At 46.2% G+C, this 26489-nt stretch carries 27 protein-coding genes; 16 read left to right on the forward strand and 11 right to left on the reverse strand.

Annotated elements, in window-relative coordinates:
* Positions 1 to 264: 264 nt before the first annotated feature.
* Positions 265 to 705: a hypothetical protein gene (locus ACYVC2_RS11920; protein WP_461102653.1), complete on the reverse strand. Its 441-nt coding sequence runs from the start codon at positions 703 to 705 to the stop codon at positions 265 to 267.
* A 553-nt stretch (positions 706 to 1258) separates the two neighbouring features.
* Between ACYVC2_RS11920 and ACYVC2_RS11925 the strand changes: the two genes are divergently transcribed.
* From ACYVC2_RS11925 to ACYVC2_RS11940, 4 genes are all read left to right on the forward strand, one after another.
* Complete coding sequence (locus ACYVC2_RS11925) at positions 1259 to 1855, forward strand: TetR/AcrR family transcriptional regulator (protein WP_461102654.1); 597 nt, start codon at positions 1259 to 1261, stop codon at positions 1853 to 1855.
* Positions 1852 to 3054, forward strand: a complete 1203-nt coding sequence (locus ACYVC2_RS11930; protein ID WP_461102655.1) for a hypothetical protein — start codon at positions 1852 to 1854, stop codon at positions 3052 to 3054. The genes ACYVC2_RS11925 and ACYVC2_RS11930 overlap by 4 nt, the downstream gene beginning before the upstream one ends.
* Before the next feature lie 58 nt (positions 3055 to 3112).
* On the forward strand, positions 3113 to 3607 hold the full coding sequence (locus tag ACYVC2_RS11935) for a HupE/UreJ family protein (protein ID WP_461102656.1): 495 nt from the start codon (positions 3113 to 3115) through the stop codon (positions 3605 to 3607).
* Between the two features lie 151 nt (positions 3608 to 3758).
* Positions 3759 to 4064, forward strand: a complete 306-nt coding sequence (locus ACYVC2_RS11940; RefSeq protein WP_461102657.1) for a response regulator — start codon at positions 3759 to 3761, stop codon at positions 4062 to 4064.
* A 193-nt stretch (positions 4065 to 4257) separates the two neighbouring features.
* Here ACYVC2_RS11940 and ACYVC2_RS11945 read toward each other — a convergent pair whose 3' ends face one another.
* Both ACYVC2_RS11945 and ACYVC2_RS11950 read right to left on the reverse strand, forming a co-directional pair.
* Positions 4258 to 7062, reverse strand: coding sequence for a PAS domain S-box protein (locus tag ACYVC2_RS11945; RefSeq protein ID WP_461102658.1), 2805 nt, complete (start codon positions 7060 to 7062; stop codon positions 4258 to 4260).
* A 30-nt stretch (positions 7063 to 7092) separates the two neighbouring features.
* On the reverse strand, positions 7093 to 8190 hold the full coding sequence (locus tag ACYVC2_RS11950) for a hybrid sensor histidine kinase/response regulator (RefSeq protein ID WP_461102659.1): 1098 nt from the start codon (positions 8188 to 8190) through the stop codon (positions 7093 to 7095).
* A 283-nt stretch (positions 8191 to 8473) separates the two neighbouring features.
* Here ACYVC2_RS11950 and ACYVC2_RS11955 point away from each other — a divergent pair, with 283 nt between their 5' ends.
* Positions 8474 to 8785 (forward strand): hypothetical protein, encoded by a 312-nt coding sequence (locus ACYVC2_RS11955; protein ID WP_461102660.1) that lies wholly within the window; start codon positions 8474 to 8476, stop codon positions 8783 to 8785.
* 67 nt (positions 8786 to 8852) lie between these two features.
* Here the strand turns inward: ACYVC2_RS11955 and ACYVC2_RS11960 are convergent, their stop codons facing one another.
* The 3 genes from ACYVC2_RS11960 to ACYVC2_RS11970 all read right to left on the reverse strand — a co-directional run bounded on the left by ACYVC2_RS11960 (position 8853) and on the right by ACYVC2_RS11970 (position 11635).
* Positions 8853 to 9617, reverse strand: coding sequence for a response regulator transcription factor (locus ACYVC2_RS11960; RefSeq protein WP_461102661.1), 765 nt, complete (start codon positions 9615 to 9617; stop codon positions 8853 to 8855).
* A 265-nt stretch (positions 9618 to 9882) separates the two neighbouring features.
* Positions 9883 to 10593 (reverse strand): LytR/AlgR family response regulator transcription factor, encoded by a 711-nt coding sequence (locus ACYVC2_RS11965; RefSeq protein WP_461102662.1) that lies wholly within the window; start codon positions 10591 to 10593, stop codon positions 9883 to 9885.
* Positions 10594 to 10600: 7 nt separating this feature from the next.
* Positions 10601 to 11635, reverse strand: coding sequence for a sensor histidine kinase (locus ACYVC2_RS11970; RefSeq protein ID WP_461102663.1), 1035 nt, complete (start codon positions 11633 to 11635; stop codon positions 10601 to 10603).
* Positions 11636 to 11840: 205 nt separating this feature from the next.
* Here ACYVC2_RS11970 and ACYVC2_RS11975 point away from each other — a divergent pair, with 205 nt between their 5' ends.
* Entirely contained in the window at positions 11841 to 12761 is a 921-nt protein-coding gene (locus ACYVC2_RS11975) for an ABC transporter ATP-binding protein (protein ID WP_461102664.1), read from the forward strand.
* Positions 12758 to 13537 (forward strand): ABC transporter permease, encoded by a 780-nt coding sequence (locus tag ACYVC2_RS11980; protein WP_461102665.1) that lies wholly within the window; start codon positions 12758 to 12760, stop codon positions 13535 to 13537. Before ACYVC2_RS11975 ends, ACYVC2_RS11980 begins: the two co-directional genes overlap by 4 nt.
* A gap of 293 nt (positions 13538 to 13830) precedes the next feature.
* Here the strand turns inward: ACYVC2_RS11980 and ACYVC2_RS11985 are convergent, their stop codons facing one another.
* Positions 13831 to 14583 (reverse strand): SDR family NAD(P)-dependent oxidoreductase, encoded by a 753-nt coding sequence (locus ACYVC2_RS11985; RefSeq protein ID WP_461102666.1) that lies wholly within the window; start codon positions 14581 to 14583, stop codon positions 13831 to 13833.
* Between the two features lie 103 nt (positions 14584 to 14686).
* On the opposite strand from ACYVC2_RS11985, the gene ACYVC2_RS11990 reads away from it, so the two are divergent.
* The 6 genes from ACYVC2_RS11990 (at position 14687) to ACYVC2_RS12015 (ending at position 19719) form a co-directional block, all read left to right on the forward strand.
* Positions 14687 to 15070, forward strand: a complete 384-nt coding sequence (locus ACYVC2_RS11990) for a winged helix-turn-helix transcriptional regulator (protein ID WP_461102667.1) — start codon at positions 14687 to 14689, stop codon at positions 15068 to 15070.
* A gap of 346 nt (positions 15071 to 15416) precedes the next feature.
* A complete protein-coding gene (locus ACYVC2_RS11995) occupies positions 15417 to 15575 on the forward strand; it encodes a hypothetical protein (protein WP_461102668.1) in 159 nt (52 codons plus the stop codon).
* A 307-nt stretch (positions 15576 to 15882) separates the two neighbouring features.
* Positions 15883 to 17283 carry a Gfo/Idh/MocA family protein gene (locus ACYVC2_RS12000; protein WP_461102669.1) on the forward strand — a complete coding sequence of 467 codons (1401 nt, stop codon included), beginning with the start codon at positions 15883 to 15885 and terminating at the stop codon, positions 17281 to 17283.
* A gap of 760 nt (positions 17284 to 18043) precedes the next feature.
* A complete protein-coding gene (locus ACYVC2_RS12005) occupies positions 18044 to 18328 on the forward strand; it encodes a dihydrofolate reductase family protein (protein WP_461102959.1) in 285 nt (94 codons plus the stop codon).
* A 52-nt stretch (positions 18329 to 18380) separates the two neighbouring features.
* A complete protein-coding gene (locus ACYVC2_RS12010) occupies positions 18381 to 19208 on the forward strand; it encodes a hypothetical protein (RefSeq protein WP_461102670.1) in 828 nt (275 codons plus the stop codon).
* Between the two features lie 154 nt (positions 19209 to 19362).
* Positions 19363 to 19719 carry a hypothetical protein gene (locus tag ACYVC2_RS12015; protein WP_461102671.1) on the forward strand — a complete coding sequence of 119 codons (357 nt, stop codon included), beginning with the start codon at positions 19363 to 19365 and terminating at the stop codon, positions 19717 to 19719.
* Between the two features lie 136 nt (positions 19720 to 19855).
* Here the strand turns inward: ACYVC2_RS12015 and ACYVC2_RS12020 are convergent, their stop codons facing one another.
* Entirely contained in the window at positions 19856 to 20308 is a 453-nt protein-coding gene (locus ACYVC2_RS12020; protein ID WP_461102672.1) for a WapI family immunity protein, read from the reverse strand.
* A 22-nt stretch (positions 20309 to 20330) separates the two neighbouring features.
* Positions 20331 to 20615, reverse strand: coding sequence for a DUF6881 domain-containing protein (locus tag ACYVC2_RS12025; RefSeq protein WP_461102673.1), 285 nt, complete (start codon positions 20613 to 20615; stop codon positions 20331 to 20333).
* A gap of 984 nt (positions 20616 to 21599) precedes the next feature.
* On the opposite strand from ACYVC2_RS12025, the gene ACYVC2_RS12030 reads away from it, so the two are divergent.
* The 3 genes from ACYVC2_RS12030 to ACYVC2_RS12040 are packed head-to-tail and all read left to right on the forward strand — an operon-like array spanning position 21600 to position 23382.
* A complete protein-coding gene (locus tag ACYVC2_RS12030; protein WP_461102674.1) occupies positions 21600 to 21869 on the forward strand; it encodes an SDR family NAD(P)-dependent oxidoreductase in 270 nt (89 codons plus the stop codon).
* A complete protein-coding gene (locus ACYVC2_RS12035) occupies positions 21830 to 22561 on the forward strand; it encodes an NAD-dependent epimerase/dehydratase family protein (protein WP_461102675.1) in 732 nt (243 codons plus the stop codon). Before ACYVC2_RS12030 ends, ACYVC2_RS12035 begins: the two co-directional genes overlap by 40 nt.
* A gap of 29 nt (positions 22562 to 22590) precedes the next feature.
* A complete protein-coding gene (locus ACYVC2_RS12040) occupies positions 22591 to 23382 on the forward strand; it encodes a helix-turn-helix domain-containing protein (protein WP_461102676.1) in 792 nt (263 codons plus the stop codon).
* 344 nt (positions 23383 to 23726) lie between these two features.
* Here the strand turns inward: ACYVC2_RS12040 and ACYVC2_RS12045 are convergent, their stop codons facing one another.
* Together ACYVC2_RS12045 and ACYVC2_RS12050 are read right to left on the reverse strand one after the other, a co-directional pair.
* Entirely contained in the window at positions 23727 to 24617 is an 891-nt protein-coding gene (locus ACYVC2_RS12045) for a helix-turn-helix domain-containing protein (RefSeq protein WP_461102677.1), read from the reverse strand.
* 9 nt (positions 24618 to 24626) lie between these two features.
* Entirely contained in the window at positions 24627 to 25631 is a 1005-nt protein-coding gene (locus ACYVC2_RS12050; RefSeq protein WP_461102678.1) for an aldo/keto reductase, read from the reverse strand.
* Between the last annotated feature and the right edge of the window lie 858 nt (positions 25632 to 26489).

Consider the following 26489-nt stretch of genomic DNA (forward strand, 5'->3'; position numbering starts at 1 on the left):
CCGGCTGGCAAAATGGAGGAGTTCTTTGTCAGGATGGCGGGGTTGGCCAAAGAGCCCTCTACGGAAGAAATCGCTCAACTATTTGCCGACCATGACATGCAGGTAGTGGGCCCTCCGCTGAAGGTGGATTGATGTAGTATGTTGATTGCTGCTGAGCTACGTTCAAGTGGCTAATCGACTTTTGCAACAGCCACTTCCTTCATGTAAAGGGAGCAAAACTAGAATTCAGGTGAGCCCTGTATGATAAAGTATTTTGAAATCGTCTTATATAGGCAATAGCTTTTCGTAGCTACCATCTTCGTTGAAGATGATAATTAAACTGCCCCCATTACCTCCTGAAATTCGCGAAGCTCCTCTTTCCATCTTACGATTAGTAATTGGCATAACATTGTCAGTCCAACGACTTTTGATCGTGGGTCGAATGTAAACACGATCACCAATAATTTGCTCCAAGCAATGATTTAAACGGGGTTTGTCACCCACCGCTGGTTTGACATTTCGATTAGCATCGGCCTCAAAAACTAAGATAATGTCGCCATTAAACGAAGCGAACCGACTAGGCGGGTTATCCTTGTAGCTGTCATCGATACTCGGTAAGAGTAACCAACAGGTTTTGCCCTGTTCATTTTGATATTCTCGGAGCAGAACAATGCCTTTATCGTTTTTCCATTGGTTCTGCTCGCAACGACGAATGAAATCATACAAGACTTGACGCTTATTAGAGTCCGTATCTAGCTTAACCTGCTTTACATCATTACAGGGTGGGGGATATCCTGACTGAGCATAAGTATTTGGGATGAGAAGTGTTAAACCTAGTACCAAACAACCCCAGTTTATGACGTGCTTCGAACAGAGCATAGTTGTTATATAAGTGCGGATATGTTAGCTAAAGCACAAATCGTTAGCCTAATTACTTGTGATTAACTGTCTCCTCAAACCCTCTGGATGAGAAACTGCTGCGGATTGGGTAGAGGTGGCGGACCACTGGCCAGAAATTAAGAGGGTAGCGTCTCGCGAAAACGCTCCTCAGTGAGACGAAGAAACGTTCATGAATAGGCTTCCGTCTTAGGCGACGAAGTATTCATGTATCTGCTCATTAATTCGGCCGTTTAAAAATACGGTCAACAGCTAGGTCATATATATCAGACGAAGCCTTGGATTTCTCAACCAACAAGGATGAATTTGTTGACGCTTAACTTCAATATAGTGATGTTTCAATAAATTAATATACCTTTGTCATTAACCAACTGGTTAGTTAATGGCTATCATACAGGAATCTACTCAAAGTCGGATTTTAACCGAAGCGGTCACCATCTTTCAACAAAAAGGGCTTCATGGGGCCCGTATGCAAGAGATCGCCGACAAAGCAGGCATCAATAAGGCCATGCTTCACTATTACTTTAAAACCAAAGAGGAGCTATTCAGCCAAGTTTTCCAACAAGCCCTCGACCTGTTTATCGCTAAAATTGAGCTAATCCTAACCAGTGAACTACCCCTGAATCAGATCGTCATCCACTATGTTGACCATACCCTGGACGCGCTGTCGGCTAACCCGACAATACCCGCCTTTGTGCTGCACGAAATTAATCGAGATCCACAACGAATGATCGACGTATTCGCCGGTAACCAGCGAATCAATTTAGCCCAATTCGCAAAACATTTTCCATCCGCTAACGAAGCCCAGCAGTTTTTTACCGATATGGTCGCTTTGTGTGTCTATCCGTTCGTGGCTCAGCCCATGTTAGAAAAAGTTTTTGACCTATCCCCGACGGGGTATCTACAGTTTATTCAACAGCGTAAAATACACATTAAAGACCGACTGTTGAACCAACCGCTCAACCCAACTAACTCATGAACAGGACCAATTTATCCCGTCAATTATGGATTGGTTGCTTAGCGATCACCGTTTCGGTTATTCTCTTTACCCAAGCCGGTATAGGTGTAGGCCTAGAGTATAGTTTGCTGAGTGGAATAGCCCTACTCGTTTGGATTCGTCGGGCTAAATCAGAGCCAATTCCTCCACGGGTCGTTGTTTATTACCTAGTAAATATTGTAGGTCTATTGGGATTAAGTACCGTTCGCTACGCAGCTCACTATGGTGAGTTCGTTCATGCACAGTACCCAACCCTGTTCCAGGCTCACATGGCTAATACCTATAGCCACTGGTTCCTGGTCCAGGTTTGCCTCCCCGTTTGTTTGCTTTTATTGGGCGGCTACTTTCTCATCAAACAGCCTGCCACCGGGCTGTTCTTCGCGCTTTGGGGGTTCCTCTTTTGTGGCCTTGAAGCATTGATCCAGGTGGGCGTAGAATTAACTCAGTTAAGGCAATACCAGCATAGCTATTTTCTGGGTGTCTTTATCGGTATAGGGCAATTTTTGCTTAGCGCCTGGGGCTTATTAACCCTAGCCAAGTCAAATCCAACGCCGGTCGTTAGCCAACCCATTGTGTCCATGTCAACTCGTCGGATTAACTTATGGTCGGGTTTATTTGTCAGTTTTGGGGCCGTGTATGCGATCACCTTGTACATTCAGGCGGGGCCGCTACCGGTTGGTGTCATTATTGGTTCCATGATGGGTGGCCTCATCGGGTGGCGAAAAACAACCGCTCACAATAGCGCCGATCCCCATAAAGTTGCTCCACTATATCTGCTCTTACTCGCTTTATTTTATGGCCATGTTGGTGAGGAAGTATTAACGCATTTTAATCGAAGTATTGCCGCCATTTCACACCATCCCTGGAGTGATGCTGAATTTGATTATGTGATCACCTTGATTGGTCCTCTTGTTTGGGTGTTCGCTGGTTATAGCCTTTGGAAAAGGCAGGCTTTCGGTAACTTTATTTTATGGTTCATGATCGTGGGCATGATTGTCGGCGAGCCCACTCATTTACTGGTTTTTCCGATTGTCCGCATGGTTCAGGAGGGAGTGCCTTACACCTACTTTTCAGGTATGTATACAGCCTTATTTCCCATGATCCCAGCTATACTTGCTTTAGTGCTTATTCTGAATGATCCTAAGAAAACTAAACAACATCCGACGACCGCTCTTAGCTAAGGGATGCTTGTTAATCAGCTTATTGCTATTGTGGATTCAGCCTTGTTGGGGTCATGGTATGGGTGGCACGGGTTTGTTGCATCCGCTCACAGGCTTAGACCATCTGCTGGCTATGCTCGCTGTAGGTGCCTGGAGTGCCCAACTGGGGGGGCGATCGATTTATATCGTGCCAGCTTGTTTTGCCGGGATGATGGTTCTCGGTGGTGTAACGGGAATAATCTACCCCATTATCCCGTATTTGGAAACAGCTATTGCGATGTCGGTACTGATGCTAGGTTTAGTTGTCAGTATTGATCAACCAACGGGTTGGTTCGTATCTAGTTTTCCGGTGGGTGTTTTTGGTTTTTGCCATGGGTTCGCCCATGGCTCAGAAATGAACCGAACCGACGGAATCACTGAATACATCCTTGGATTTTTAATTACAACCGTTAGTCTTCATTTGATTGGTACCTTTGGAGGACTTCTACTGGTGGAAGAGAGTCAAGGCAGAAGGCACTTACGCCAGATCGGAATAGTGACGAGTTTAATCGGCCTATACTTGTTAGTGCGATAAATGCGTAAGCATACTGGATCATATATCCAGCTTGAATGCATTACTGAGTGAAAAGATCACGCTTACCGGTTTGATCAAAGTATGAATTACTTCTTTTTAGCCATATCTGGATCAGCTCTTATTAGGGAAGTGATTATGGCATTCTCATGAAATGCTGGATTATTTACAAACCCAACCAGCCCCTCAACTGATCTTACTGGATGTTGATTTACGGCATGCCCAAGATGGGTTTGGTTTGCTGCCTCAGCTACGGACCCACTATAAGGGGGCGGTCCCCATCATTATGCTGAGTGTGCTGGATGAACAAACCAAAATCGAACAAGCCTATGATCAAGGGGCTGTGGCTTATACGCTCAAACCGGAGGCCTTACATGGTTGGCATACCTACGTGCGGATGTTGCACCACTATTGGCATCAATCGGTGAGTCTGCCGACCATTGATTATCCGATCAACTAGTCTTATACAAAACCCCAGAAAGGGTTGCTCCGCTAGTCAAGAAGTAGCTAGTCTCGTGGGTTATTAGCCAAGAACTTGGAAGCGAAACCCTTCCGAGTTTAGTGCAGGGCGGCCTGTATCATGCCAACTACTAACCGGGAGAGTTTCTTGGCTAGCAATAGTCTGAATACGGAAATAGATTACATAGGGTTGGCTAGCCTTTCAACAAGGTGAATGTTACAGTTGTCCCCTCATGTTCAACGCTATCTATTCGTATTGTACCTCCGTGTAGCTCCACAAACTCGCGAACAATCACTAACCCTAAACCCGAGCCAGGCATATTCACCACATTCTTCGCGCGAAAGAACGTCTGAAATAAGTGGGCTTGTTCATCGGCAGGAATACCAATTCCTTGATCAATAACCGATATGACCATTTGCACGCCAAAGCTGATCACTAACTTCGGGTTACTTTGGGAGAACTTAAAGGCGTTTGACAGTAAATTAACCAGTACGTGGCTGATCAACTTCTGATCCACAGAAACCCGTTCTGGTTCCCCGTCAAGTAATACATCTACGACCCGATTATCCTTACGATTCGCGAAATGCGTTTCGATCACTCGGTTCGTTAAGGCAACCAAATCAACCGGTTCAGGATGAAAGGGAATTCGGCCGACGTCAATCTTGCCAATCGTCAGGATGTCGGTTAATAACTCGCTAAAGTTGGCAATCTCCCGTTCAATAATTTCCAGATGTCGGCTAACGGGTGGGAGCGGACCCTGGATCGATCGCACTAAGTGCATACGAATCAGATCGACGCTCGATTGAATAGTTGCCAGGGGCGTCCGGAATTCGTGGGAAGCGGTTGCGACAAACTGGGATTTGAGCTTATTTAATTCCTGCTCCCGGATCAGCGATTGCTCAAGCACCAGCTCCTTTTCTTTCATATCCGTAATATCACTGGCAATGCCAATGCACCGCAGGGGAACACCCCCACTGTCTTTCATTACAAAACTGCGAACATTAAGCCAACGAACCAGGCCGTCCCCGCCCACAACTCGGTATTGAACGGGAATTTCCTCCCCCTGGCGATACCGATTGAATGCCGCTTCTACCATCGGACGGTCTTCGGGAATAACCGAGTTTAGGAACGAGTAAGGATCCTCGTAGAGACGTTGGGATGGAATGCCAAAGACGCGTTCATAGGCCGGATTGATATATAACAATTGAAACGGATCCGCCGACTGAATCCAGAAAACCTCATCCACGTTTTCGGCAATTTCCCGAAACCGCTGTTCGCTTTCCCTCAGGGCATCTTCGGCCTCTTTTCGCTCAGTAATATCCCGGGCTGACGAATAGATCAGTTTCTCATACCGTTTGGCGCGCCATTGAATCAGGCGATAACTACCGTCTTTGTGCTGATACCGGTTTACAAAACCGTCAATGACGGGCATCTGGTAGGTTTGTAATGATTCGTTGCGGTCGTCGGGGTGAATAAATTCGAGAAAGTAACGCCCCTCCATTTCTTCCGCCCGGTAGCCTAACGTGTCAGTCCAGGCCTGATTTACTTTTAAGAAATGCCCGTCCAGGCTGGTAATGCAATGGAGGTCGAGCGCCCGTTCAAAGAAGATCTTTAGCTCACGACTCGTTTTTTCAGCCTTTTCTTCGGCGGCTTTCAAGGCTGAAATATCCGTTGCCATCCCGACGTATCCTGTCACCTTACCGCCCTCATCTTTTAAGGTGCTGGCCGTCATAAAGACCGGGATACGTTGCCCCCTTTTACCCAGAATTAAGCATTCAGTATGAAAAAAGCCATCTGTTTCCAACGCCGTTTTAAATAGTCCTGATGTAGGGCGATCGGAAGAAGGCTGGTACGAAACCAGGGGTACCGGATTTTCCGGTGTGCCTGGTTCAATCTGAATGACGCAACCGATCAATTCTTCGGGTTTATAGCCTACCAACTGTTCGATCGCCCGGTTCGCCGTTCGAACGATACCGTTGGAATCCGTTGAAATGATCGTCTGACCGGCATGTTCCAGAATTGCATTTTGCCAGGCCGAAAGTTGCCCGATCTTTAGAGTACGCTCCGCAACATGCTGCTCTAAATTTTCAGTCTGGGCCTGTAGCTGCTGCTCCATTCGTTTCAGTGGCGAGATATCCTGTAGGCATAATAGGACTCGTTCCCCGATTGGGACCATGGATAGGTTATACCAAATCTGCCCGTGTTCAACACTTACCTGCCATTGTAAGTGGAGCGGTTGGCCGGTTTGTTGAACCGTTTTTAATCGGTCGAACAGGTCAGCCGTAACGGTCGTAGAAAACAGGGTATTAAGTGTATTACCGATCATCTGTTCGACGCTGTGTCCAGCACCAATGGCGCCAACGCCGTTGGTGAAAACATACTTAAAATCAGTCAGTTCACCGTTCGACCAAACCGGTTCGAAAAGGGTCAAACCTGCCGGACAGCTACTTACGACGGCTTGTAATATCGTGTTAGTATCGTTCAGCAACTGATTGGCCTGGCTTAGTAAGGTCTGACTCCGACGCAGTTTCAAGAGCGATACAACCTGCTGGGCCAACGATTTAAGGGTTGTGGCCTGTTGATCGGAGAGGTGCCGTGGCTGATGATCAATGACACATAAGGTACCCAATGCCTGTCCAGCCTCATCAACCAGCGGGACACCCGCGTAAAAGATAACAGGCGGGTCGCTTAACATAAATAGGTTTTGAGCAAAGCGTTCATCCACACGGGCATCCATCACCTCCATCAGCTGGGTCGGCGTTTGAATGGCGTGCGCACAAAATGAATATTGCCGGGGCGTCTCCCTGAGGGTAAGACCTTGGGCTGCTTTAAACCACTGACGCTCATTATCCAAAAAGGTTATCAGTGATATGGGCGTTTGACAGATATGGGTAGCTATCTGGGTTATAGCGTCATATTCTGCTTCCGGTAAACTATCGAGAATACTATAGCTCATGAGCGCCTGTAAGCGCTGCTGCTCGGTTTCTGATAAAGTCATAAAACGGTAGGTTACAGAATGGTCAATCGCTTAAGCTTTAGGGTCCATAAGCGGAAGCTGGAGCGTCACTTTCGTAAGGCCCTCTGGCGTACTATCAATCTGTAAGTGGCCCTGGTTCATCTCAATTAACGTTTTGACGATGAACAAGCCCAGCCCCGAACCCTGCTGCTCGTAATACTTGCGGTCAAACTGAGTGTATGGAGCAATCCGTCGAACATCGCTGGATTTAAACGCACGTCCCCAGTTGGTAATGGTAAGCTGGTAGCACTCATCACGAATCAGCCCCGACACACAAACGTCACGACCTCTGTCCGAAAACTTAATCGCATTGTCTATCAACTCCTCCAGTATCTTGGTCAGGCTGTGGGGGGGTAAGCGTAGATGGGCCATTTCAGTAGCAATAAGGATGGTTGCAGGCTGTTCATGCTCTTTCTCAATCGTTTGTTTAACCTGTTCAACAAGCGCATCGAACACATAGGAGTTGCCCTGGCTTAATGCGTCGTAATCAACTGAACCATGCGGATGGATCAGTTGATTGGTGAGCCGTTCATTGTCGAGGGTTCTTTTGAGCCGTAAGCAACACGTCATCATCTGGTCCAGCATAAACTTCGTCTCGGCGGAGTCGAGCGTAGAGTGAACTCCCTTTAATAGGCCGATAGAGCCCATAATCCCGGCTAGGGGCGTGTTATGTTCATGAATCGTGACACGACCCAGGTTGGCTAGGTATTCGGTCAACTGGGCCTGTACTTGGTTGTTGCGAATTTGCTCTTTCTTCAACCGGGTTTCGATGGATTTTAGTAAGTCTTTACTCGTAAACGGTTTGATGAGGTAGTCATCAGCGCCTAAGACCATCCCTTGGCGGAGGTCATCGGCTTCGGCTCTGGCAGTGAGAAAAATGAAGGGTACGTGACTCAGCGACCGGTGAGCGCGAATGGACTCCAGTACCTGATACCCGTTCATTCCGGGCATCATGACATCGCAAAGTATTAAATCGGGTTGTGATTGAATGGCTTGGTTTATGCCCTCCTGGCCGTCGTGGGCTGTACCGACAATAAAGCCTTCCAGGGTAAGCAGTTCAGCTACGTTCTCACGAATAGATGACTCATCTTCGATGACTAATACCTGCATTTTCATTTATGGTCAAAAGAGGGTACGATGGTTTGGGTCGTTTGGTATTGCCTGGATCAAAGTGTAAGGCTGAGCCTTTACTTGAAAAACACGCAGGGTCTACTTAAACAGGCGAAGCCTCGCTTTATCAATAAAAATAATAGCACCCGCTATGCGCAGGAAGCTTGCCGCGATTATTATAAAAAAATCGAACTAGAATAGAAAAAACGCTGCCTTAGCTTTGTTTGGGCCATTCGAGGTCGCTCATTTTGGTCAACATTTAACACAAAACGCCCAATAATACATGAATAAGACGGCGAGTCGAACCGATTGGCAACAGGAAGTAGACGCTTTGTATACCAACTACTATTTGATTTCTCTATTACTAACTTACCCGTTGACTGCATCGGCTTATGAGGTTAGTAAGTTCCGCCGTTTACAGTCAGCCTTGATCAACACTATTGAACAGTTTGTAGCCGAATTAGAGCAGCAAACAAAGCGAACTCAATCGCCGTTGGCCATTGTCTCTTTGCTGAAAAGTCATATAACGGTTATGCAAAAGCTTAACGGTCAAATCGGTCATCTGTTAAAGGAACAGGGGGCTGGCGTGAGCTAAGGAGCATAACTAAGTTGTCCGTCTCAACGTTTGTATTGGCTCATTCGGAGCATATCCGGTGCCAACGTTATGTGTTGGGTAGAGCCATTTTCGGGCGGTTTTGTTGTCTAAAACGCAGGGGTGACACACCATTGGCTTCCTTAAAACTGAATGAGAAATAAGATAGGCTCCCAAAGCCGCATCGGTCGGCAATCTGCTGAAGACTATGGTCGGTTTCTAACAAAAACGCTGTAGCCTTACGAAGACGGTGGTCTTTTAACAGTTCACGAAAGTTCCGTCGGAGGTACTTCTTTAGATTCCGTTGCATCGCCGACAGACTCATGTTCATTTCCAACGATAATTTATCGGCGGTCAAGGATGGATTACCAGCATGCTGCTCGAGTAACTCGCTAAAGCGCTTGACGAACTGAATTTCGGTTTCCTGGTGAGCGGCCGCCTGCTCTAATTGGTGCAATACTAACTCAGTTTGTCCACGGGTGATATTATTAACTTTTAGGAGTAGTTCTTTATGCAGGAAGGGCTTGAACAAATAATCAACAGCGCCTTCTTCTAAGCCCAGAAGTTTGTCCTGTTCGGCTACTCGGGCAGTTATAAAAATAACCGGAATTGACCGGTAAAGAGCGTGTCGGTTTGTTGCCCGGATAAATGCAATGCCGTCCATGTTCGGCATCATGACATCGCATAAGATTAGATTGGGCAGAAAAGAGGGTAGTAATTCAAACGCACTGATTCCATCCGGTGCGGTTACAACTTCGTGATTACATAATTCGAGCTGCTCACTGATATTTTCCATTAACTGCAAGTCATCCTCGACTACTAATATTTTTGCCATTACGGGTATTTATGTACATAATATCAAAACTAAGTATTTTATTATAAATACGTGTTGATAATTTGTTTAATAAAGATAACTATATATTGATAAAATGGCCGATATGTGACGTTTAACTGCTGCGAGCCACTTAACACTTATAAAATGTCTTAATAATCGCTCCAATTTGAGACAAGGAGAAATTTGAGTACACGTATTCGGGCGTTTTGTGGGTCATTATTATTAGTAACACATTACGCTTAAATGGCACTTATCCTGGCCTAGCTTACCCAATTCGTTTCATCAATTCGTCCCGGTATAGATCGCCAATGGGAAGCAGGACTTGACCAAGGTGGATTCGATTCCGTTCGATGCTGTCGATTCGACTCAGGGCGATAATATACGAACGATGTACCCGAACAAATTGACGAGCGGGTAGTTTTTCCAGTAACCGACTCAAAGGAAGTAAGGTCATGAACCGGGCCTGGCTGGTGTGAATCTGCACGTAATCTTTCATGCCTTCCAGATAAATAATGTCCTTGACATCAATGCGCACGGTCTTGTATTCCGTTTTGATAAAAATGAATTCCGGCTCATCTGGAAATGTCGTTTCTGCCCCTTTATCGGATACCGATTCGGCAGTTTGCAACCGGTTTTGCGCTTTCTGAATCGCCTTCACAAAGCGATCAAACGGAATGGGTTTTATCAAATAATCGACGACATCCAGTTCGAAGCCTTCCAGTGCATGTTGCGGATAAGCCGTCGTCAGAATCACCAACGGCGGATCTTTAAGTGAGCGCAACAATTGAAGTCCCGTCAGATCAGGCATATTGATATCTAAAAACATCAGATCGACCGGCGTTTGAGTCAGGAGCTGGAGAGCGCTCAGAGCGCTTTGACAGGTCCGTATCAGCTGGAAATCCGGCAATTTTTCGATATAATTCTGGATGACTTCCAGCGCCAGCGCTTCATCATCAACAGCGATGCATCGGATCATAGGGTGCTTACCAGGTAAGAGTTAACTCGAGTTGAAAAAAACCATTTTCGGTTGAACTTACTAACTGATGGTGGGAAGGATAAAGTAGATCAAGGCGTCTACGCAGGTTCGTTAATCCAATGCCGCCTTTGGAATCGAGAGCTGGATGGTCGCGCAGGCCATTTCGCGTGTGAAAAGTCAACTGATGATCCGTGACAGCCACTTGGATAATCATCGGTAGGCGACCATGTTTCACCATATTTTCGACCAGCGGGAGCAGGAGAAAAGGAACAATCTGGGTCGTTTCAACGGGGCCGGTTTGGGTGAATTGGACGGCTCCGGGGGCCGATAACCGCAATTCCTGCAAATCGATGTAATGTTGAATCGCTTCCAACTCTTTGTGTAATGGGGTTAGGTTGTCAGCCGTTTCGTAAAGTAAATATCGCATCAACAGGGAGAGTTTCATAATCACCTCCGGCGTATGGGGCGACTGTTTCAACGACAGGGCATACAGGCTGTTAAGGGTGTTAAGCAAAAAATGCGGGTTGAGTTGAGCCTTCAAAAGGTCTAGTTCGATCTGAACGTGCTCTTTTTCCCGCTCCGTCTGCTGCTGCCGATACACGGCCCAATCCGTACCCAGCCGACTAAACAGGGCCAGGCCCGTCACGATGATTAATCCTAAGAACCGAACCGGCGTTCGTTTTTGGAAGGAGAGGGGATTCGACTGAAATTCACTACCTGCCGTATGAAGACTCATCCAGTTGTAAAAAAGAACCGTGATTATCGACAAGCCGATCAACAGCAGTAGCGTAAATCCCCAAAAGAGGATGAATTTCTGCCGGGCCAGTAATCGGGGAACGGTGTAGAGGTAAGCAACATAAAAGGCAACAGCCTGACTCAGTAGGTAACTGCCTTGATATCCAACAAAAAAAGGCAAACTGACCCGTGGTATGACGACGTAGACCACCATACCGATGTACAGCAACCAGCCCAGGCCATGAAGCATCGGTAGGCCGTAATGAAGGAGCCCTTTGAAACGGTCGTTGGGAAAAAGAATTGCCATTTGACCACGAGTTTAGTGATTCTTCAGGAGCAATGGATCTGTCTGGCCCGGAACGTTCCTTTTCATCGCTCAACAGGCTTTTTTTGCCGACGAATTTTTTGAGCGAAATCGGTTATACGTTTGTCGATGTGTTTGCCCTATCGGTCTATTCCTTTTTTTTGGTTGGCTGTGAGGTGGTTGCTTTGAATCGAAACAAAGCGAAACCATGTCGACAGCCATCATTCAGACCAAGCAACTGACTTACTCATTTGGCGAGCGTCTCGTGCTCAGCGGGGTGTCGTTAGACGTTCCGGCAGCCAGTATTTTCGGGTTTCTGGGGCCGAATGGCTCCGGAAAGACGACCACAATCCGGCTCCTACTCGGTCTGATTCGCGCTCGGGAAAACAATATCTTTATGTTCGGAGAGTCCATCCACACGCACCGGCTATCCATTCTCCGACGGGTTGGGGCGTTGATTGAATCTCCATCGCTGTATTCACATCTGTCGGGCTATGCAAATCTGGACCTGAGTCGACGACTCCTTCAGGTTTCTCAAAAACGCATTGACGAGGTGCTGGAAATCGTTCAGCTAACGACCGATGCGCATCGGCCTGTACAGGAATATTCGCTGGGCATGAAACAGCGACTAAGCCTGGCGATGAGCTTACTGAGCGATCCAGAACTATTGATTTTAGATGAACCGACCAATGGCCTCGATCCGGCTGGCATCCGTGACATTCGTGACCTGCTCATCCGGCTTAACAAGGAGCTGGGTAAAACCATTTTTGTGTCTTCTCATCTACTGAGCGAAATCGAAAAGATAGCCACTCATCTGGCTATTATTCACCAGGGCCGCATCCTGTTTCAGGGAACTCCTGGTCAATTGCGGCAACTGCAAGCCACCCGACTGATCTTGCAAACGGCTAATCCCGAACGAACCATGGCTTTGCTGACTAGTGCGAACTATGCCGCCCAGTTGATCACTCCTAACAAGATACACCTAACCGTTGAGGGGCCATCGCAAACGGCTCAAATCAATCAACTACTTGTTCAGCAAGGGGTCGCGGTATACAGGCTACAACCACAAGCAGACACCCTGGAGGATATTTTTTTAACCTTAACGAACGCTAACTACCGACAATTATGACATCCGATATTGGTTATTTCACTCGAGGACTACGCGTTGAACAGCGCAAAACGGGCCGTACATTGATTCTTTGGCTTTCGGTCGGGGTTCCCCTTTTAACGGCTGCCCTTGATTTTGCCGCGTATTACTTTCATGGGGAAAGTATTCTTCAGCAAAAACACGAGCATACGGCCTGGCAGCTTTTCGTCTTTCACCTGATGGTCATGTGGACGATGCTGATGTTGCCCATGTATATTAGTTTGCAGTCTGCACTGGTGACCGCGCTTGAACATCAGGCTAATGCCTGGAAGCATATCTATAGTTTACCGATTCCCAAATGGAGCATCTACTTCAGTAAGCTTTTCTTTTTTGTCGGCTTATTGCTGTTTAGCTCGCTAGCCCTGATCGTCTTTGGGGAAGTGGCGGGTTGGCTGCTAAAGTGGCTCAGTCCAGCATTAGACCTAAATCCCTCAACTGACGGTTGGATTCTAGTGCGAAATGTATGGAAAACGTTTCTGATCGGATTAGGCATGACAGCCATTCAGTTTTATTTAAGTTTCCGATTTCGAAACTTTATTGTTCCGGCGGCTTTTGGCGTGTTCGTTAGTCTGATTGGCTTGGTCGTAAAATCCTGGGCGTATAGCTACGTATCCCCTTATCTCTGGGTTTATTTTTCCATCCGGGACCAGGGGTATGAAGCTGGCTGGGTCAACGGTTACGTGTGGGCCGGATTGGGTACGTTTGTTGGCATCGCTATGGGAGGGTTTCTGGCAACCTATGGTCGAGATGTTGAGTAAAAGTTTATCCTGCTGTTGGTGATGGCCGCTACGATTTCATTAACCACTTTTCACCCCAAAGTCTAGTCTGATCATCTCAAGAAATGCTCCAAAGTGAGACGAAGAGAGGTCAGGTATCTGTTTCTTACATAGAAAGCAGGGTGAAATAGTGTCGATTAGAACTCCAAAAGTATAGCTACCGATTAACAAGGTGCCGATCTGGGTCAATAGATCAGCTTAAGGAGACATCCTTACCCGACCGATAGGGGGCTTGTTTTTAGCACTCCTAACTTCTCGCTAGAGTAGTATCCGTTTTAGCGCATTCCTCCCGAAACAGCTAAGTTTTCACCCGTGATCCAGCCCGCGTTATCCGATGCCAGGAAAGCAACGGCTGGGGCTATCTCATCCGGTTTGCCGAATCTACCCATTGGTATAGCGGCAATCATGTCCTTTTCGATAGCACTACCTGCCAGGCCCAGCGCCTTTGACCCCTCAGTATCAGTTGGACCCGGTGCCACCGTATTGACCCGGATATGGCGGTTCACTAGTTCTCTTGATAAAGAAACGGTCAATGCGTTCAGGGCCGCCTTCGATGAGGTATAAATACTGGTGTATGGCCCTGGATTCTGTCCGCCTACTGAACTGATATTGACAATGCTGCCTCCTGTTTGGGGAAAATACGTTAAAGACTCCTGGATCGTCAGCAGGGGACCTAACACATTGACCCGGTACTGTTCCAGAAAATCAGCCTCCGTAACCGCTTCAATGGGGCCGAATCGGGCAATGCCAGCGTTATTCACCAGCACATCCAACTTGCCAAAGCGCTCCTTCACCTGTTTTAACAAATCAATAATATCGGTATGCCGGGCCATATCGGCCTGAAGGGCAATGGCCTGCCCGCCTGCCTCCTGAATGGCGTTAACCACACGGTCTGCATCGCTTGCCGCTGAATGATAGGTGATAACTACAATTGCGCCACAGGCGGCAAGTTCCTTGGCTATGGCAGCGCCAATACCCTTTGAGCTGCCGGTAACAATGGCAACCTTCTGCGTCAAATCTATTTTCATGAGCTCTCTTTTTTGGCAAAGCTAGATGAACGAACTTTACCCAGGATATGCGTTTCCCTTTAGAAAGTAGTTTCCTTCGAGAAACTACGTTGCGCCAAGACGGATGAACAAGAAAGTATTTATTGATCAAAAGCCGCTGCACTGTCCCAGTCAGCTCAAGGCTATCCATGATACGATGGATATTCTAAGCGGCAAATGGAAAATCACCATCATTGGGTGCTTGAGCTTCGGTGACAAACGGTTTATGGACTTAATGCGGGAAGTACAAGGGATTGGCTCCAAAATGCTGTCTAAGGAATTACAAGAGCTGGAAATCAACGGTTTAGTCAGTCGCACGGTGCAGCCTACCAAACCGGTCACGGTGGAATACGCGCTGACCACTTATGGTCAGACCTTGAGGCCTATCCTGTGGGAAATGGCTGATTGGGGGCAACATCACAGGATAAAAGTTAAAGCGACATTCAAGGAGGAAGTTGGCCATGGCTAGAGCCTAGCTTGAACCCATCTAATTTTTAGGTTGGCTCCCTAAATCCACTTGTAATACAGACTGTCGAACGGATGTGTCAGTTTGATGGGCGATGTGGGCTATTGGCTTAACCTGGCGTGAATTTGGTGGGGTGATTAGGTAAAAGCAAACTACCAACAAGCCTATAGCGCAAGTACTGCCCTACAAGCCAGTCTTATTGACCCTGATTATTTATCACCAATTTTATAGTCTCAAAATACCCTCATACTTGAGACGGCGGGACTTCCATGCGGCTGCTTCAATGAATGGGCGTTTTATTTGGACGGCTTGGTTTAATACCTGTCATCAACTATCAATAGCATACGGAATGGCAATTTTAACGTTTATACCATTGGCGTCGGGGGCAACTGAAAAACGGCTGACCAGCACGGAGGGGCTGGACAATGGCCCTGATAATTCGTTCTATGGCAACTACGTTTATTTCAACTCCTACCGCATCGGCCACAGGCAAATCTGCCGCATGTGAACCGTTGAGGCCAATCCTAAACAGCTAACATCGGATGAAAACTCGAACTGGTTTGCTCACCCCTCGCCCGACAATAACGGGATCGTTTACATTGCTTACACGACCGATGAAAAGCTTACTCATTTATTAGGTAAACAGGTCACACTCCGGCTCATGAACCTTAAAATTTAAGCGATCAAAGAAATCCCTCCGTAATTTATGGTGGGCAGGGCACGATCAGTATTTGTCGGGGCTTCCCGACAGTAGAAAAGTAGCCTTTGTCAGTTATTCTATCAACTAGCGTTTTTTCCTTTATAGTACAGCAATCATGAAAAAAGACAATCGGGCTTCAAGACGGCACTTTTTGCAACAGATTGGGGCAACCAGCCTAGTGGCCGCATCCTCGCCGTTATCCTCGCTGGCCGCTCAGGCCAAAGCTGAAGAACGCATCCTGCACTACGAAAAACCCAGCGGGCCAAATGATCGAATTCGGCTGGGTGTGATTGGCTACGGAGTCCAGGGGCATTTTGATTTGGGTTCAGCCCTAAAAGTACCCGGGGTTGAGCTGGCCGGTATCTGCGATCTGTATACGGGACGGCTGGAAAATGCTAAAGAACAGTTTGGGAATGGACTCTACACCACTCGAAACTACAAAGAGCTATTGGACCGTCCGGATATTGACGCCGTCATTATTGCCACCCATGACGTCTGGCACGCCCGCATCGCCCAAGATGCCCTGGCCAAAGGCAAACACGTGTATTGCGAAAAGCCAATGGTTTATAAAATCACTGAAGGGTATCCCGTCATGGCAGCCGCCAAAAAGGCGGGGAAGGTTTTCCAGGTCGGTAGTCAGCGGGTCAGTAGCATCGGCTATGCCAAAGCCAAGGAACTGCTGGCGGCCGGTGAAATTGGCAAACTCAATATGGTCAATGCCGTCTACGACCGGCAAAGCTCCATCGGTGCCTGGGAGTACACCATTCCCACGGATGCGGATGCGGTAACGACCGACTGGGATCGATTTATCGAAGTGACGGCCAAAATGCCGTTCGATGCCAAGAAATTCTTTTGGTGGCGGGCCTTTAAGGAAGTCGGGACAGGCGTGGCGGGCGACTTATTCATTCACCTGTTGAGCGGCACCCACTTCATCACGGGCTCTAAGGGTCCTAACAGCATCTATAGCACTGGACAGTTCAGCTACTGGAAAGATGGGCGGAACTTACCCGATGTCATGTCGGGGGTCATGCAGTACCCCGATAGCCCCGAGCACGCGGCTTTCCAACTGACCTTACAGGTAAATTTTATTAGTGGAACAGGCGGACAGGAAGTGATCCGGCTGGTGGGTTCGGAAGGGGTGATCGATGTGATGGGCAATAACCTGAGCATCAAACACAGCCTTCTACCCCAGGCGCCCGGGTTTGGTGGGTACGATTCGCTGTTCACCTTCTCCAAGAGTATGCAGGAGAAGATGCAGCAGGACTATGATGCCAAATGGACAGCTGAGCAGCGAAAGCGGCCCCTTAAAATGGATGTCACCTTCAGAGCACCGGAAGGGTATAGTGATCATGTCGATCATTTCACCAACTTCTTTGATGCTATCCGGCTGAATAAACCGGTGGTGGAAGATGCTCAGTTTGGCTTTCGAGCCGCGGCTCCCGCCCTGTCGTGTAACGAAAGTTATTTTAGCAAACAGATCGTCCATTGGGACCCGGCTAGCATGAAGCTGACATAAGTCAGTGATTCTTCGCCGAGGATATAAAGGCCACTGGAAGACTAGCACGTATCAATTGGTTGACTAAATCTCAGTTGATACGTGCTAGCGTATGCCTCTGATTGAGTTAGACAGATAGTAAAAAATAACTGCCTCTCAGAACGCTGGTATGTACTAGGCCAGAATCGAACTTACTACCTGGATAAGCCGAGGCCTGGCTCGCCCTATCATAAAAAGCTGTTTGAAGACAAGCGGAGCAACGAAGGTGCCCTCATCGGTGTATCTGGCTTGTAATTTCTCAAGGGTACGGTAGGCTGAGCCACTACATCCACAGTCTACCTTTTCAGTAGTGCAAGAAAATGCAACCGAAAAAAGTAAAATAAGGCAGAAGGAACTCTTGCTAAAAAGCCGCATGTGTAAGGTTGTCTGGTGTTTCACAATAAAGATCCACAAACAGGCAAGTAGTTGGAAATAGCCAAACAAATAGTTAATTAAACAACTCGTTGCGAATTGAAAAAACTCGTTGAAGCTGCTGATAACAATCAGCTCAGGTTCAACGGGCTCTCACAAAACGCTCCCATCTAAGACGACTTTATATACAGTTGGTCAAACGATCGCAACGGCGAACCGCACAGGCGACCCTGCCCGATGGGTGCAGGAAATTCCCAAAATCGTTTTCTCTACCACCTTGCCCCGAGCAGACTAGCATGATACAACGCTGATTAAGGACAATCAGGTTGAAGAGGTGAACCAACTTAAACGGCAATCCGGCAAAGACCTGGTGATTTTCGGAAGTCCTGGACTGGCTAGAAGTCTGATGAAACGGAGACTCATCGATGCCTACAAATTAACCCTGCATCCGGTCATGCTGGGGGCAGGTATCCCGCTGTTTGACCGTTCGATACCAGTGAGTAAGTTGACATTGCTGGAATCAAAAACGCTTGGCTCGGGCGTCGTGACGTTGTATCACAAAGGGCGATCACAAACGAAAATCTGCCACTCATCTGCTACTCGTCTCCATGAACACATAAGAACAAATCGAAACGTATCTAGCAAGCCAACCTGAACCAAAACGCAACGACCTGCTTTACAACAGATTTTGCCTACTCATAAGCTCCATGAAACTTCTCGGGTTCTCAACGCTCATTCTGCTGGTTTCCGTGGCTTACGGCCAACAACTACCCAAGAGAAACGTGCTTTTTATTGGTAATAGCTTAACCTATTATGGTGGCATGCCTGACTATCTCAAGGCCATGTTAGAGCGCACTCATCCAGAAGTAAACCTAACCGTAAGTGCTTTTCCGGGTATGTCCCTGGAAGCTCATCTAACCCAGATTATTGTAGCAAGAAATGGAGATGGAACAACCACTCGGATCAAAAAGGCAGGTGAACAAACCGAAACCGAAAAAGCGATTGTAAGCCAACCCTGGGATATTGTCATTTTACAAGAAGCCCCTTTCCGCATCTTGATCCCAGAGGTAAGAAAGTATTCCTCTCAAGTGAGTATCGAAAAAATAAAGAAACTGGTCACCAACTCCAAATGTCAATTTATCCTCTTCAAAACGTGGGCTCCAAAACGGGAATTTCCTACTCAATTTTGCTATCCCGCTGCCCTGATTGACAGGCCAGTTGAAAAAGAACAGTATTGCTCCAGACAAGTCAATAGTCTGGAGGATGAGTTTAAGTTGCTCAGTAGTGAAAGTGACTCCTTGGCAGCTGTTACGAAAGTGAATACAATTGATATTGGCCAGACGTATCATCAAGCGTTAACCGAGCATCGCTTACTTGGGCTCTATGACCAGGATGGCCACCCGACAAAATTGGGAGCCTATCTAAACGCCTACATTTTTTATCGATTTCTAGTGGGCACAGAACCAGTTAGGATGGATTATTATGGCGACTTGAGTAAAGAGGAGGCAACTGCATTACAGGGATTAGCTCAGTAAGATTATTAAATTGGATCAATAGAGGATACACTCGATTCAAACTATCCCAATGAAATAAGTTTATTCCCTATACATAAAGTTAGTTATACAATACGGACAAGAAAAGTCTAATTTTCTAGTGTAAAATAGCTCTTCAACAAATAATACTTTTCTAATGAGTGAGGTTGATTTTCATGACGCTGAAATAATTGGTATTGAGAGTAAGCCGGAAGTTAGCCAACTCTTATTATCAGCCAACTTACCAAAGAGGGGCAAATATCAAATTGACTTTCAAGAGGTTGATTGGTGGGATCTGGGGCCTTTTGCTGTACAAAACGTGGTTTTTTCGATTACTTCATTCGATAAGTTCTCGCTAACGGAAGTTGTTATTGATCACCAAGAGCTTGATGAATATTATGTCGAGCTTATTCGCGAAAAAGACTATACTCTTTTTGTCTTAGACGCTTCGGTAGGATTAGAAGGGGTAGTAATCGCGAAAGCTATGAACGTGAGTCCTATATCAGAAAAATAATAATTAATACATTTCATAAGCAGGGATAAGAATTAGACTTTTCTTATCCGTGTTGTATAACTAACTTTATGTAAAGAGAATATTCTGAGAAATTAATAAAATCACTTTACACATAGCCCTACTAATAATTATAATTCTACGAGTTCAAGCTTTCGGGAATTTTTCCGGTATTATCGCCATACACGCTGACAATATCCTTGAGGCTTGCCAATGTGTCGGCTAGGTAACTTTGATCACTTACCAACTCAAATATGGATAAATTACTTTCTGAATGATATGGTGAGAACTTGCCTTTTATAACCAAGTGTCCAGTATCATCGAAACTGACTGTAAATAACAAAATGCTCCCATGAAAGAGCTTCGCTTTACCACTAACTGATACATAAGCGCTACTTAAGTCGTTGTAAAAATTATAAATCTCGCCTGTGGAAAGCCAAATATTACCTTCTACAACATAAGCTCCATTCCTAAAGGCTAGCTTACTTTTTGTTTCGTAACCACCCCAGTGGCATGTACGATTTGGGTATCCAAATACTTCCTCAATTTCTATTTTAATAAACCCATGCTCTCCTTGGATTGAAAAATTCATCTGTTGTATAAGTGGCATTATGTTAGGCTAGGCCGTTCGCCCAGATAGTTTCAAAGTCATCTTTGATTATTTCTTGAGCTTTAACTTCATCCCACTCATCCTTGCTGTTAAGCTCTTCTAAAGACGGATATACTTGAGGATTCAAAAAGTTGTACTCGTCTTGGGTGTCCTCAGAAACACGTTCAATACGTCCATCTCGATAGATATCAATTCTTCTTATTTCATAGCCATCCTCTCCTACTTCTGAATACAATTGGGTTGGATCATCAGGATAGTTATGTATCCAATCCACTTGAATATATCTCATCAAAACTGTTGTATAATCTTCTTTATGTTAAGCCAATATAGCTAAATACTTACTTTTCAAATTGTTACTAGCCGCTTGGTGAGTAACATAATCACTTCTTAGGCTTACAGACTTAAATCCAAGCATTGATGAGACACTCCTTTGCTTTCTTGACTAACATCAGCTTGAATGCCTTGACGCTGGCCGTTGCGCTGGCGGCCCTCCGTAATCACTTTATGGGGTGGCTTGAAACCGGGGTAATCATCAGTGGGCTACTGCTGCAAGGGCTTCTTTGCTGGAGTGGACCAGCCAGAGTGAATTGGCTAGTGCAGCATAGCCTGATAGGCCGATTAGTTGTATTAGGTTGTGTTACGTTGTTTGTTCTAGCGACTTCCCCACAACGAAGTGTTCAAAATCTAAGTTTTTTAGTAGGTACTTATACCCTGATCTCAACCTTACTTACCTGGAGTTCTAGGCTTCGTTTATGGCGACATAGGTAAGGGGTAGAATGGCTTTTTTCACTCTGCGACAAAAGGGCCTTTTCTTGGAAAAGTTTCTTAACATAAGATTCCTTATACAACTTGACAAGGAAAAGTCTAATGGAGAGAAAGCTAAAAAATAACAGATTTCACCGGTTAACCACCGTCAACTTATTCTCTTAAAACGCTCCTTCCTGAGACGAAGAGAGATTTGATTATCAATAATCCGGGCATTATTTGACATAAGAAATCAATCTACTTTCATGTCATCTGAAAGTAGTACAGTAAATAACTAATAGCCAAATACGTCTACTCTATTAAAGGGCTGTTTGAAAGTCTACAAAGGCCGCTTTTAAAAGCAGCTTAGCTACTAGGTGGCTACGAGTCACCAGCCTCAAAGTTGACCCATGTTTTCGTTCGTCCTTACTGAAAGTTGACCTTCACAACAAACAAAATTTGACCTTTACAACAAACCTCCCTACTGGTTTACTCCCCAATTTTGGCCCTGTATTTAAACCAGGAAACAATGACAAATCAAACCGTATTAGTAACCGGGGGCACGGGGTTTGTGGGTATTCACACAGTTTTGAGATTGCTCCAAAAAGGCTACACCGTTAAAACGACACTGCGCTCATTGGCTAAAAAAGAAGCTATCGTTAATGCCTTAACCGAATCCGGAATGGTCGACTTGGAAAAGTTGTCCTATGTGGAAGCCGACCTAACCGCCGATGAGGGCTGGGAGGAGGCAGTTCAGGGATGTACCTACGTTTTGCACGTAGCCTCCCCTTTCCATTAGGACAGCCTGAAGACGAGAACGAACTCATCATACCGGCTCGGGATGGTTCACTGAGGGTTTTGAGAGCGGCCCGGAAAGCGGGCGTAAAACGGGTGGTGATGACCTCTTCATTTGCCGCCATTGGCTACAGTACTGACCCCAACGGGCATACGTTTACCGAAAACGACTGGACTGATGAAAATACCCCGGTTCAAGCCTACATCAAATCCAAAACAATCGCAGAGAAAGCGGCCTGGGAGTTTATTCGGGATCAGGGAGAGGGCTTGGAACTGACGGTTATCAATCCGGTAGGCATTTTTGGTCCCATTATTGGCGGGATTTTTCCGGCTTCGTATGAGGGAGTGATCAAAGCGATCGTTGACGGTACAGTTACCGAAAATCCCACTTTTACCTTTGGGGTGGTTGATGTCCGTGATGTGGCCGATCTTCATATCAAAGCGATGGTACTACCTGAAGCCAAAGATCAACGGTTTCTGGCAACTTCAGACGGTGTAGTCAGTTTTTATGATGTGGCACAGCTTATCAAAAAAGAACGCCCTCAAAAAGCCGGTCGGATTGCCGATCTGAAGCCTATTGATCCGACGTATTACATTGCCATGTCGAATCAGAAAGCCAAAGATAGGTTAGATTGGCACCCACGAAGCAAAGAAGAGGCTATTTTGGCCAGCCTGGATAGTGAGATTCCGGTGTAACTTTATGCGCTACCGTCAGCCTTCAAAAAATGACTACCAATCAAATCCATTCCTGTCATTTAGGACCTGAACTTTCACCGGAGCAGTTTATTTCAGAGCATTACTTCATGTTCCTACTAAAGGGATCAATGAAAGCGTATGACGGTCGAAAGCGCTATAGTATGCAATCCGGGGATTGCTTCATAGCCCGGAAAAATCATTTGATTCGCTATACTAAGTTCAAGGAAGATGATCAGTTTGTCAAAATTATCATCACGTTGGATGAGCCATTTTTAAAACGCTTTACCCAACGACATGCTTACCCGGTTGGCCCCTCAACCTACGGTGATTCGTTCCTTTATGTCAACGAGAATCCATTCATCAAGCAGTATATTCAATCGCTGGAGCCGTATTACTCCAGCGATTCAGAGCTAGACGAAACCTTCGCCGATATTAAACGGGAAGAGCTTTTGCTGATTTTGTTAAGGTCACAACCCGAATTGGCGTCCATCTTTTTCAATTTTAGCATCCCCCACAAAATTGATTTAGAGGAGTACATGCAGCAAAATTTTCGGTTCAACATCAGTCTGGAGCGATTTGCATTTCTGACCGGACGGAGTGTTTCATCATTCAAACGGGATTTCAAAAAAACCTTTGGCATGACACCTGGTAGCTGGCTGCTGAAGAAACGATTGGACGAAGCGTATTTCCAACTTAGCCGTCAACACCAGAAACCAAGTGCTGTCTATCTGGAAGTAGGCTTTGAAGACTTGTCTCATTTCTCCTTTGTCTTTAAAAAGACCTTTGGAAAAACCCCTACTGAAGTGGCGACAAGCAAGTAGAGTACGTTTCGTGGCAGGGTTTTCCTGAACAGTTCAAATCCGTTTGCTGAGCAGTCCACTGTACTTCTGTTCTGCTGTCTTTGGGGATCCTCATCCAGGGAGAATAGATTTGGAGGCAATCTTAATTTACTTTATCAACCGCTACCTTCCGAATCTGGTCTCAGTAAACGCTCCCAATTGAGACGAGTGGTATTTGTCTACTCCAAATTTTAACAGTAATTCCAGCCTGTAGTTGTTGAAAAGTGTTGTGAGTATACTACAACATCCCCTAAGAAGAGATGCTATTTCCTACTTATAGTTGGATCCGCTCGTTGATGGCTGGCAGGGCTTGGATCGATGATAGGTCAATTGAACGATGCCCTGAATTCCAACGGAGAAAAATCCGTCTTTTTTTTGAAAAGTGTACTGAACGACTGTGGATGCTCAAATCCTAAAGCATAAGCGATCTCACTAACCGAGATACTGGTCGTAGAAAGCCTTTCTTTCGCCTTCACGATCAGTTTCTGGTGTATATGTTGCTGAGTATTCTGACCGGTGTGTACCCGGAGCAGATCACTCAGGTAATTGGGTGACAGATTCATCCGCTCGGCTACTGTCTGTACCGTTAGTAGTTCGCTGATGGTAGCCTGGTTAAAATGCGCATCCAGCAATTGCTCAAATCGGGTTAATAACTGGTGATTGTTGTTTTTACGCGTAATGAACTGCCTTTCATAAAAGCGCACCGAATAATTCAGGAAAAGCTCAATCTGGTTGAGGATGATCTCCTGCGTATGCTTATCAATATGTACACACTCCTTATTGATCTTTTGCAGGATCGAGATCAGATCATTTTCTTCATCAGCCGAAAGGTGCAGCGCTTCATTGACCGCATAATCAAAAAAGCCGTAGTTACTTATTGCACCGCTCAAACGATGGCCTAACAATAAATCAGGATGGAAGGTCAGTAGGTACCCGGAGCCGCATTCCATTTGCGCTAGGTCGAGGTGCTGCACCTGGTTAGGGGCAGTGAAACTCAGCACGCCTTTATCGTAATCATAGTGTTGCTGCCCGTAACGGATCTTGCCTTTGGCCTCCCGTTTCAACGCCATGCAATAAAAACGGTTGACAAAACCCTTCCAGATAGCATCGTCCAGGAAGACGCTTTCCGAGAGGTTGATCACACTGACCAGTGGGTGCTTAGGTTCGGGTAAGGAGAGCAGTCTATGAAATTCTGATAGCGATGGAATGGCATTCATGATCTAAAATTAATCAATTAAGCCCATACTGAACTCATCATAAGGCGCGCCGGTGTCGGTACCCAGGGGCACGATGCTTTCCAGTTGGGCCATATCGGCATCACTCATCTCAATCTGTATAGCGGCCATATTTTGTTCCAGGTATTTACGGCGCTTCGTGCCGGGTATAGGCAAAATATTCTTCGCGATGATCCAGGCTAGCACAAGCTGTGAAGGGGTAACCTGTTTGGCCATGGCCATCGCTTCGATCGCTTTGACCAACCTGATGTTCTTCAGGAACTGTTCGCCCTGGAACCTGGGGATGGCCCTGCGGAAATCATTTTCAGGCAGGTCGTCGATGCTTTTGATCTGACCCGACAGGAAACCCCGCCCCAAAGGTGAATAGGCCACAAAGCCAATCCCCAATTCACGCAACGTTCTCAGCACGCCCCGTTCTTCTACCGTCCGTTCAAATAAAGAATACTCGCTTTGTACGGCCGTAACAGGATGTACCGTATGCGCCCGTTTAACCGTTTCTGAGGATACCTCCGACAGACCGATATAGCTGATCTTGCCTTCTTTGACCAATTCGCTCATCGCCCCTACCGTCTCTTCGATGGGCGTATTTTTATCCAGTCGGTGCATATAATACAGTTCGATATGGTCGGTATCCAGATTTTTTAGTGAGCGCTCTATGGATCTCTTAACATAGTCTTTCTGGCCGTTGATCTTCCAGGTTAGCTCATCCTGATCATTGATCTCCCAGCCGAACTTTGAGGCAATAGTAAACTGATCTCGTTTGCCAGCGATAGCCTTAGCGATCAAGCGTTCATTCTCAAAAGGCCCGTAAAGATCGGCGGTATCCAAAAAATTACCGCCCAGTTCAAGGGAACGGTGTATCGTGGCGATCGCTTCCTGTTCATCGGCAGGGCCATACATATGGCCCTTCTGGAAACCGGTCATACCCATACACCCTAAACCGATGGTGGGTACTAGTAAACCCTGGTTTCCCAATGCTATTTTTTTGTTTTCCATAGCACAAAGGTCGGAAGCGCTCACGACCGAGATGTATGCAAATCCCCGTATAAGTTCAGCAAATCAAGAATCAGCGTATATTACTGATTGAGTCGGACTAATAATAAAAAACCATTGTCTTGCCAAAACGCTCCCCGAAATAAGACGATGAATCGCGTTCATAAAGTCAAGTGACGGATTTTACGGTCCGCCGTTGCGGTACGAAACGGCAAAAGCACCCCTCTTCTAAAGTTTCCATGGCTAATTCCCACTCATGATGGTTCATAAACTCATGAAAATCATTCGCTCTGGCTACCGTTGCTTCTGCGTCGATTTGCATATCAGCTGATAAGCACTCACTAGCTTGAGTTAGCAGCTTTTCTACGCGGCTCATTTTGTTATATGAATGGCTTTATGTTGACCCTACCAATTGAGGTTAACAGACTTGCAGTTTGGACATACTGTGCTTCCTCCTGGCAACGTATCAAACTTGCATCGATGACAGTTGCCTGGCTCAAGAGTAAGATGGGAAACTATAGCTTTAGCCTGAGTTTGATTTACACCACTTGAGTCGAGTAGGTACTTGACAGCATGTAGACCAAGCCCGCTTCTACGTAGATCCACTAAGGTCATTTTCTGATTAGAGTTTAACTCTGGTAGGGTTATATTATACCTACATCGACTACAAAATAAAGCCTCAATTACTGTCTTATAACCTGGTTTAGTTTATCTCACTGTCAAATCCCCGAGAGATATCTCAACAAGAATGAGAGTCGACGAAGATCAATAGTTGTCGAAACATAACTGCTTTCCTGATTGGCCAGCTTTTGTAGCTCTGCTACGATTTCCTGCAGGGAGCCTAGGGTAAAATCTTTCGGA

Source organism: Spirosoma koreense (assembly GCF_054777875.1).

Coding starts and splice junctions, on each gene's coding strand:
- ACYVC2_RS11980 (WP_461102665.1), top strand. CDS start 12,758: ATGACATCCGATATTGGTTATTTCACTCGAGGACTACGCGTTGAACAG.
- ACYVC2_RS12015 (WP_461102671.1), top strand. CDS start 19,363: ATGAGTGAGGTTGATTTTCATGACGCTGAAATAATTGGTATTGAGAGT.
- ACYVC2_RS12000 (WP_461102669.1), top strand. CDS start 15,883: ATGAAAAAAGACAATCGGGCTTCAAGACGGCACTTTTTGCAACAGATT.
- ACYVC2_RS11990 (WP_461102667.1), top strand. CDS start 14,687: ATGAACAAGAAAGTATTTATTGATCAAAAGCCGCTGCACTGTCCCAGT.
- ACYVC2_RS11930 (WP_461102655.1), top strand. CDS start 1,852: ATGAACAGGACCAATTTATCCCGTCAATTATGGATTGGTTGCTTAGCG.
- ACYVC2_RS12035 (WP_461102675.1), top strand. CDS start 21,830: ATGTACCTACGTTTTGCACGTAGCCTCCCCTTTCCATTAGGACAGCCT.
- ACYVC2_RS11965 (WP_461102662.1), bottom strand. CDS start 10,593: ATGATCCGATGCATCGCTGTTGATGATGAAGCGCTGGCGCTGGAAGTC.
- ACYVC2_RS12040 (WP_461102676.1), top strand. CDS start 22,591: ATGACTACCAATCAAATCCATTCCTGTCATTTAGGACCTGAACTTTCA.
- ACYVC2_RS11960 (WP_461102661.1), bottom strand. CDS start 9,617: ATGGCAAAAATATTAGTAGTCGAGGATGACTTGCAGTTAATGGAAAAT.
- ACYVC2_RS12020 (WP_461102672.1), bottom strand. CDS start 20,308: ATGAATTTTTCAATCCAAGGAGAGCATGGGTTTATTAAAATAGAAATT.
- ACYVC2_RS11935 (WP_461102656.1), top strand. CDS start 3,113: ATGGGTGGCACGGGTTTGTTGCATCCGCTCACAGGCTTAGACCATCTG.
- ACYVC2_RS12025 (WP_461102673.1), bottom strand. CDS start 20,615: ATGAGATATATTCAAGTGGATTGGATACATAACTATCCTGATGATCCA.
- ACYVC2_RS12030 (WP_461102674.1), top strand. CDS start 21,600: ATGACAAATCAAACCGTATTAGTAACCGGGGGCACGGGGTTTGTGGGT.
- ACYVC2_RS11985 (WP_461102666.1), bottom strand. CDS start 14,583: ATGAAAATAGATTTGACGCAGAAGGTTGCCATTGTTACCGGCAGCTCA.
- ACYVC2_RS11970 (WP_461102663.1), bottom strand. CDS start 11,635: ATGGCAATTCTTTTTCCCAACGACCGTTTCAAAGGGCTCCTTCATTAC.
- ACYVC2_RS11950 (WP_461102659.1), bottom strand. CDS start 8,190: ATGCAGGTATTAGTCATCGAAGATGAGTCATCTATTCGTGAGAACGTA.
- ACYVC2_RS11940 (WP_461102657.1), top strand. CDS start 3,759: ATGCTGGATTATTTACAAACCCAACCAGCCCCTCAACTGATCTTACTG.
- ACYVC2_RS11925 (WP_461102654.1), top strand. CDS start 1,259: ATGGCTATCATACAGGAATCTACTCAAAGTCGGATTTTAACCGAAGCG.
- ACYVC2_RS11945 (WP_461102658.1), bottom strand. CDS start 7,062: ATGACTTTATCAGAAACCGAGCAGCAGCGCTTACAGGCGCTCATGAGC.
- ACYVC2_RS11955 (WP_461102660.1), top strand. CDS start 8,474: ATGAATAAGACGGCGAGTCGAACCGATTGGCAACAGGAAGTAGACGCT.
- ACYVC2_RS12045 (WP_461102677.1), bottom strand. CDS start 24,617: ATGAATGCCATTCCATCGCTATCAGAATTTCATAGACTGCTCTCCTTA.
- ACYVC2_RS11975 (WP_461102664.1), top strand. CDS start 11,841: ATGTCGACAGCCATCATTCAGACCAAGCAACTGACTTACTCATTTGGC.
- ACYVC2_RS12050 (WP_461102678.1), bottom strand. CDS start 25,631: ATGGAAAACAAAAAAATAGCATTGGGAAACCAGGGTTTACTAGTACCC.
- ACYVC2_RS12010 (WP_461102670.1), top strand. CDS start 18,381: ATGAAACTTCTCGGGTTCTCAACGCTCATTCTGCTGGTTTCCGTGGCT.
- ACYVC2_RS11995 (WP_461102668.1), top strand. CDS start 15,417: ATGGCAATTTTAACGTTTATACCATTGGCGTCGGGGGCAACTGAAAAA.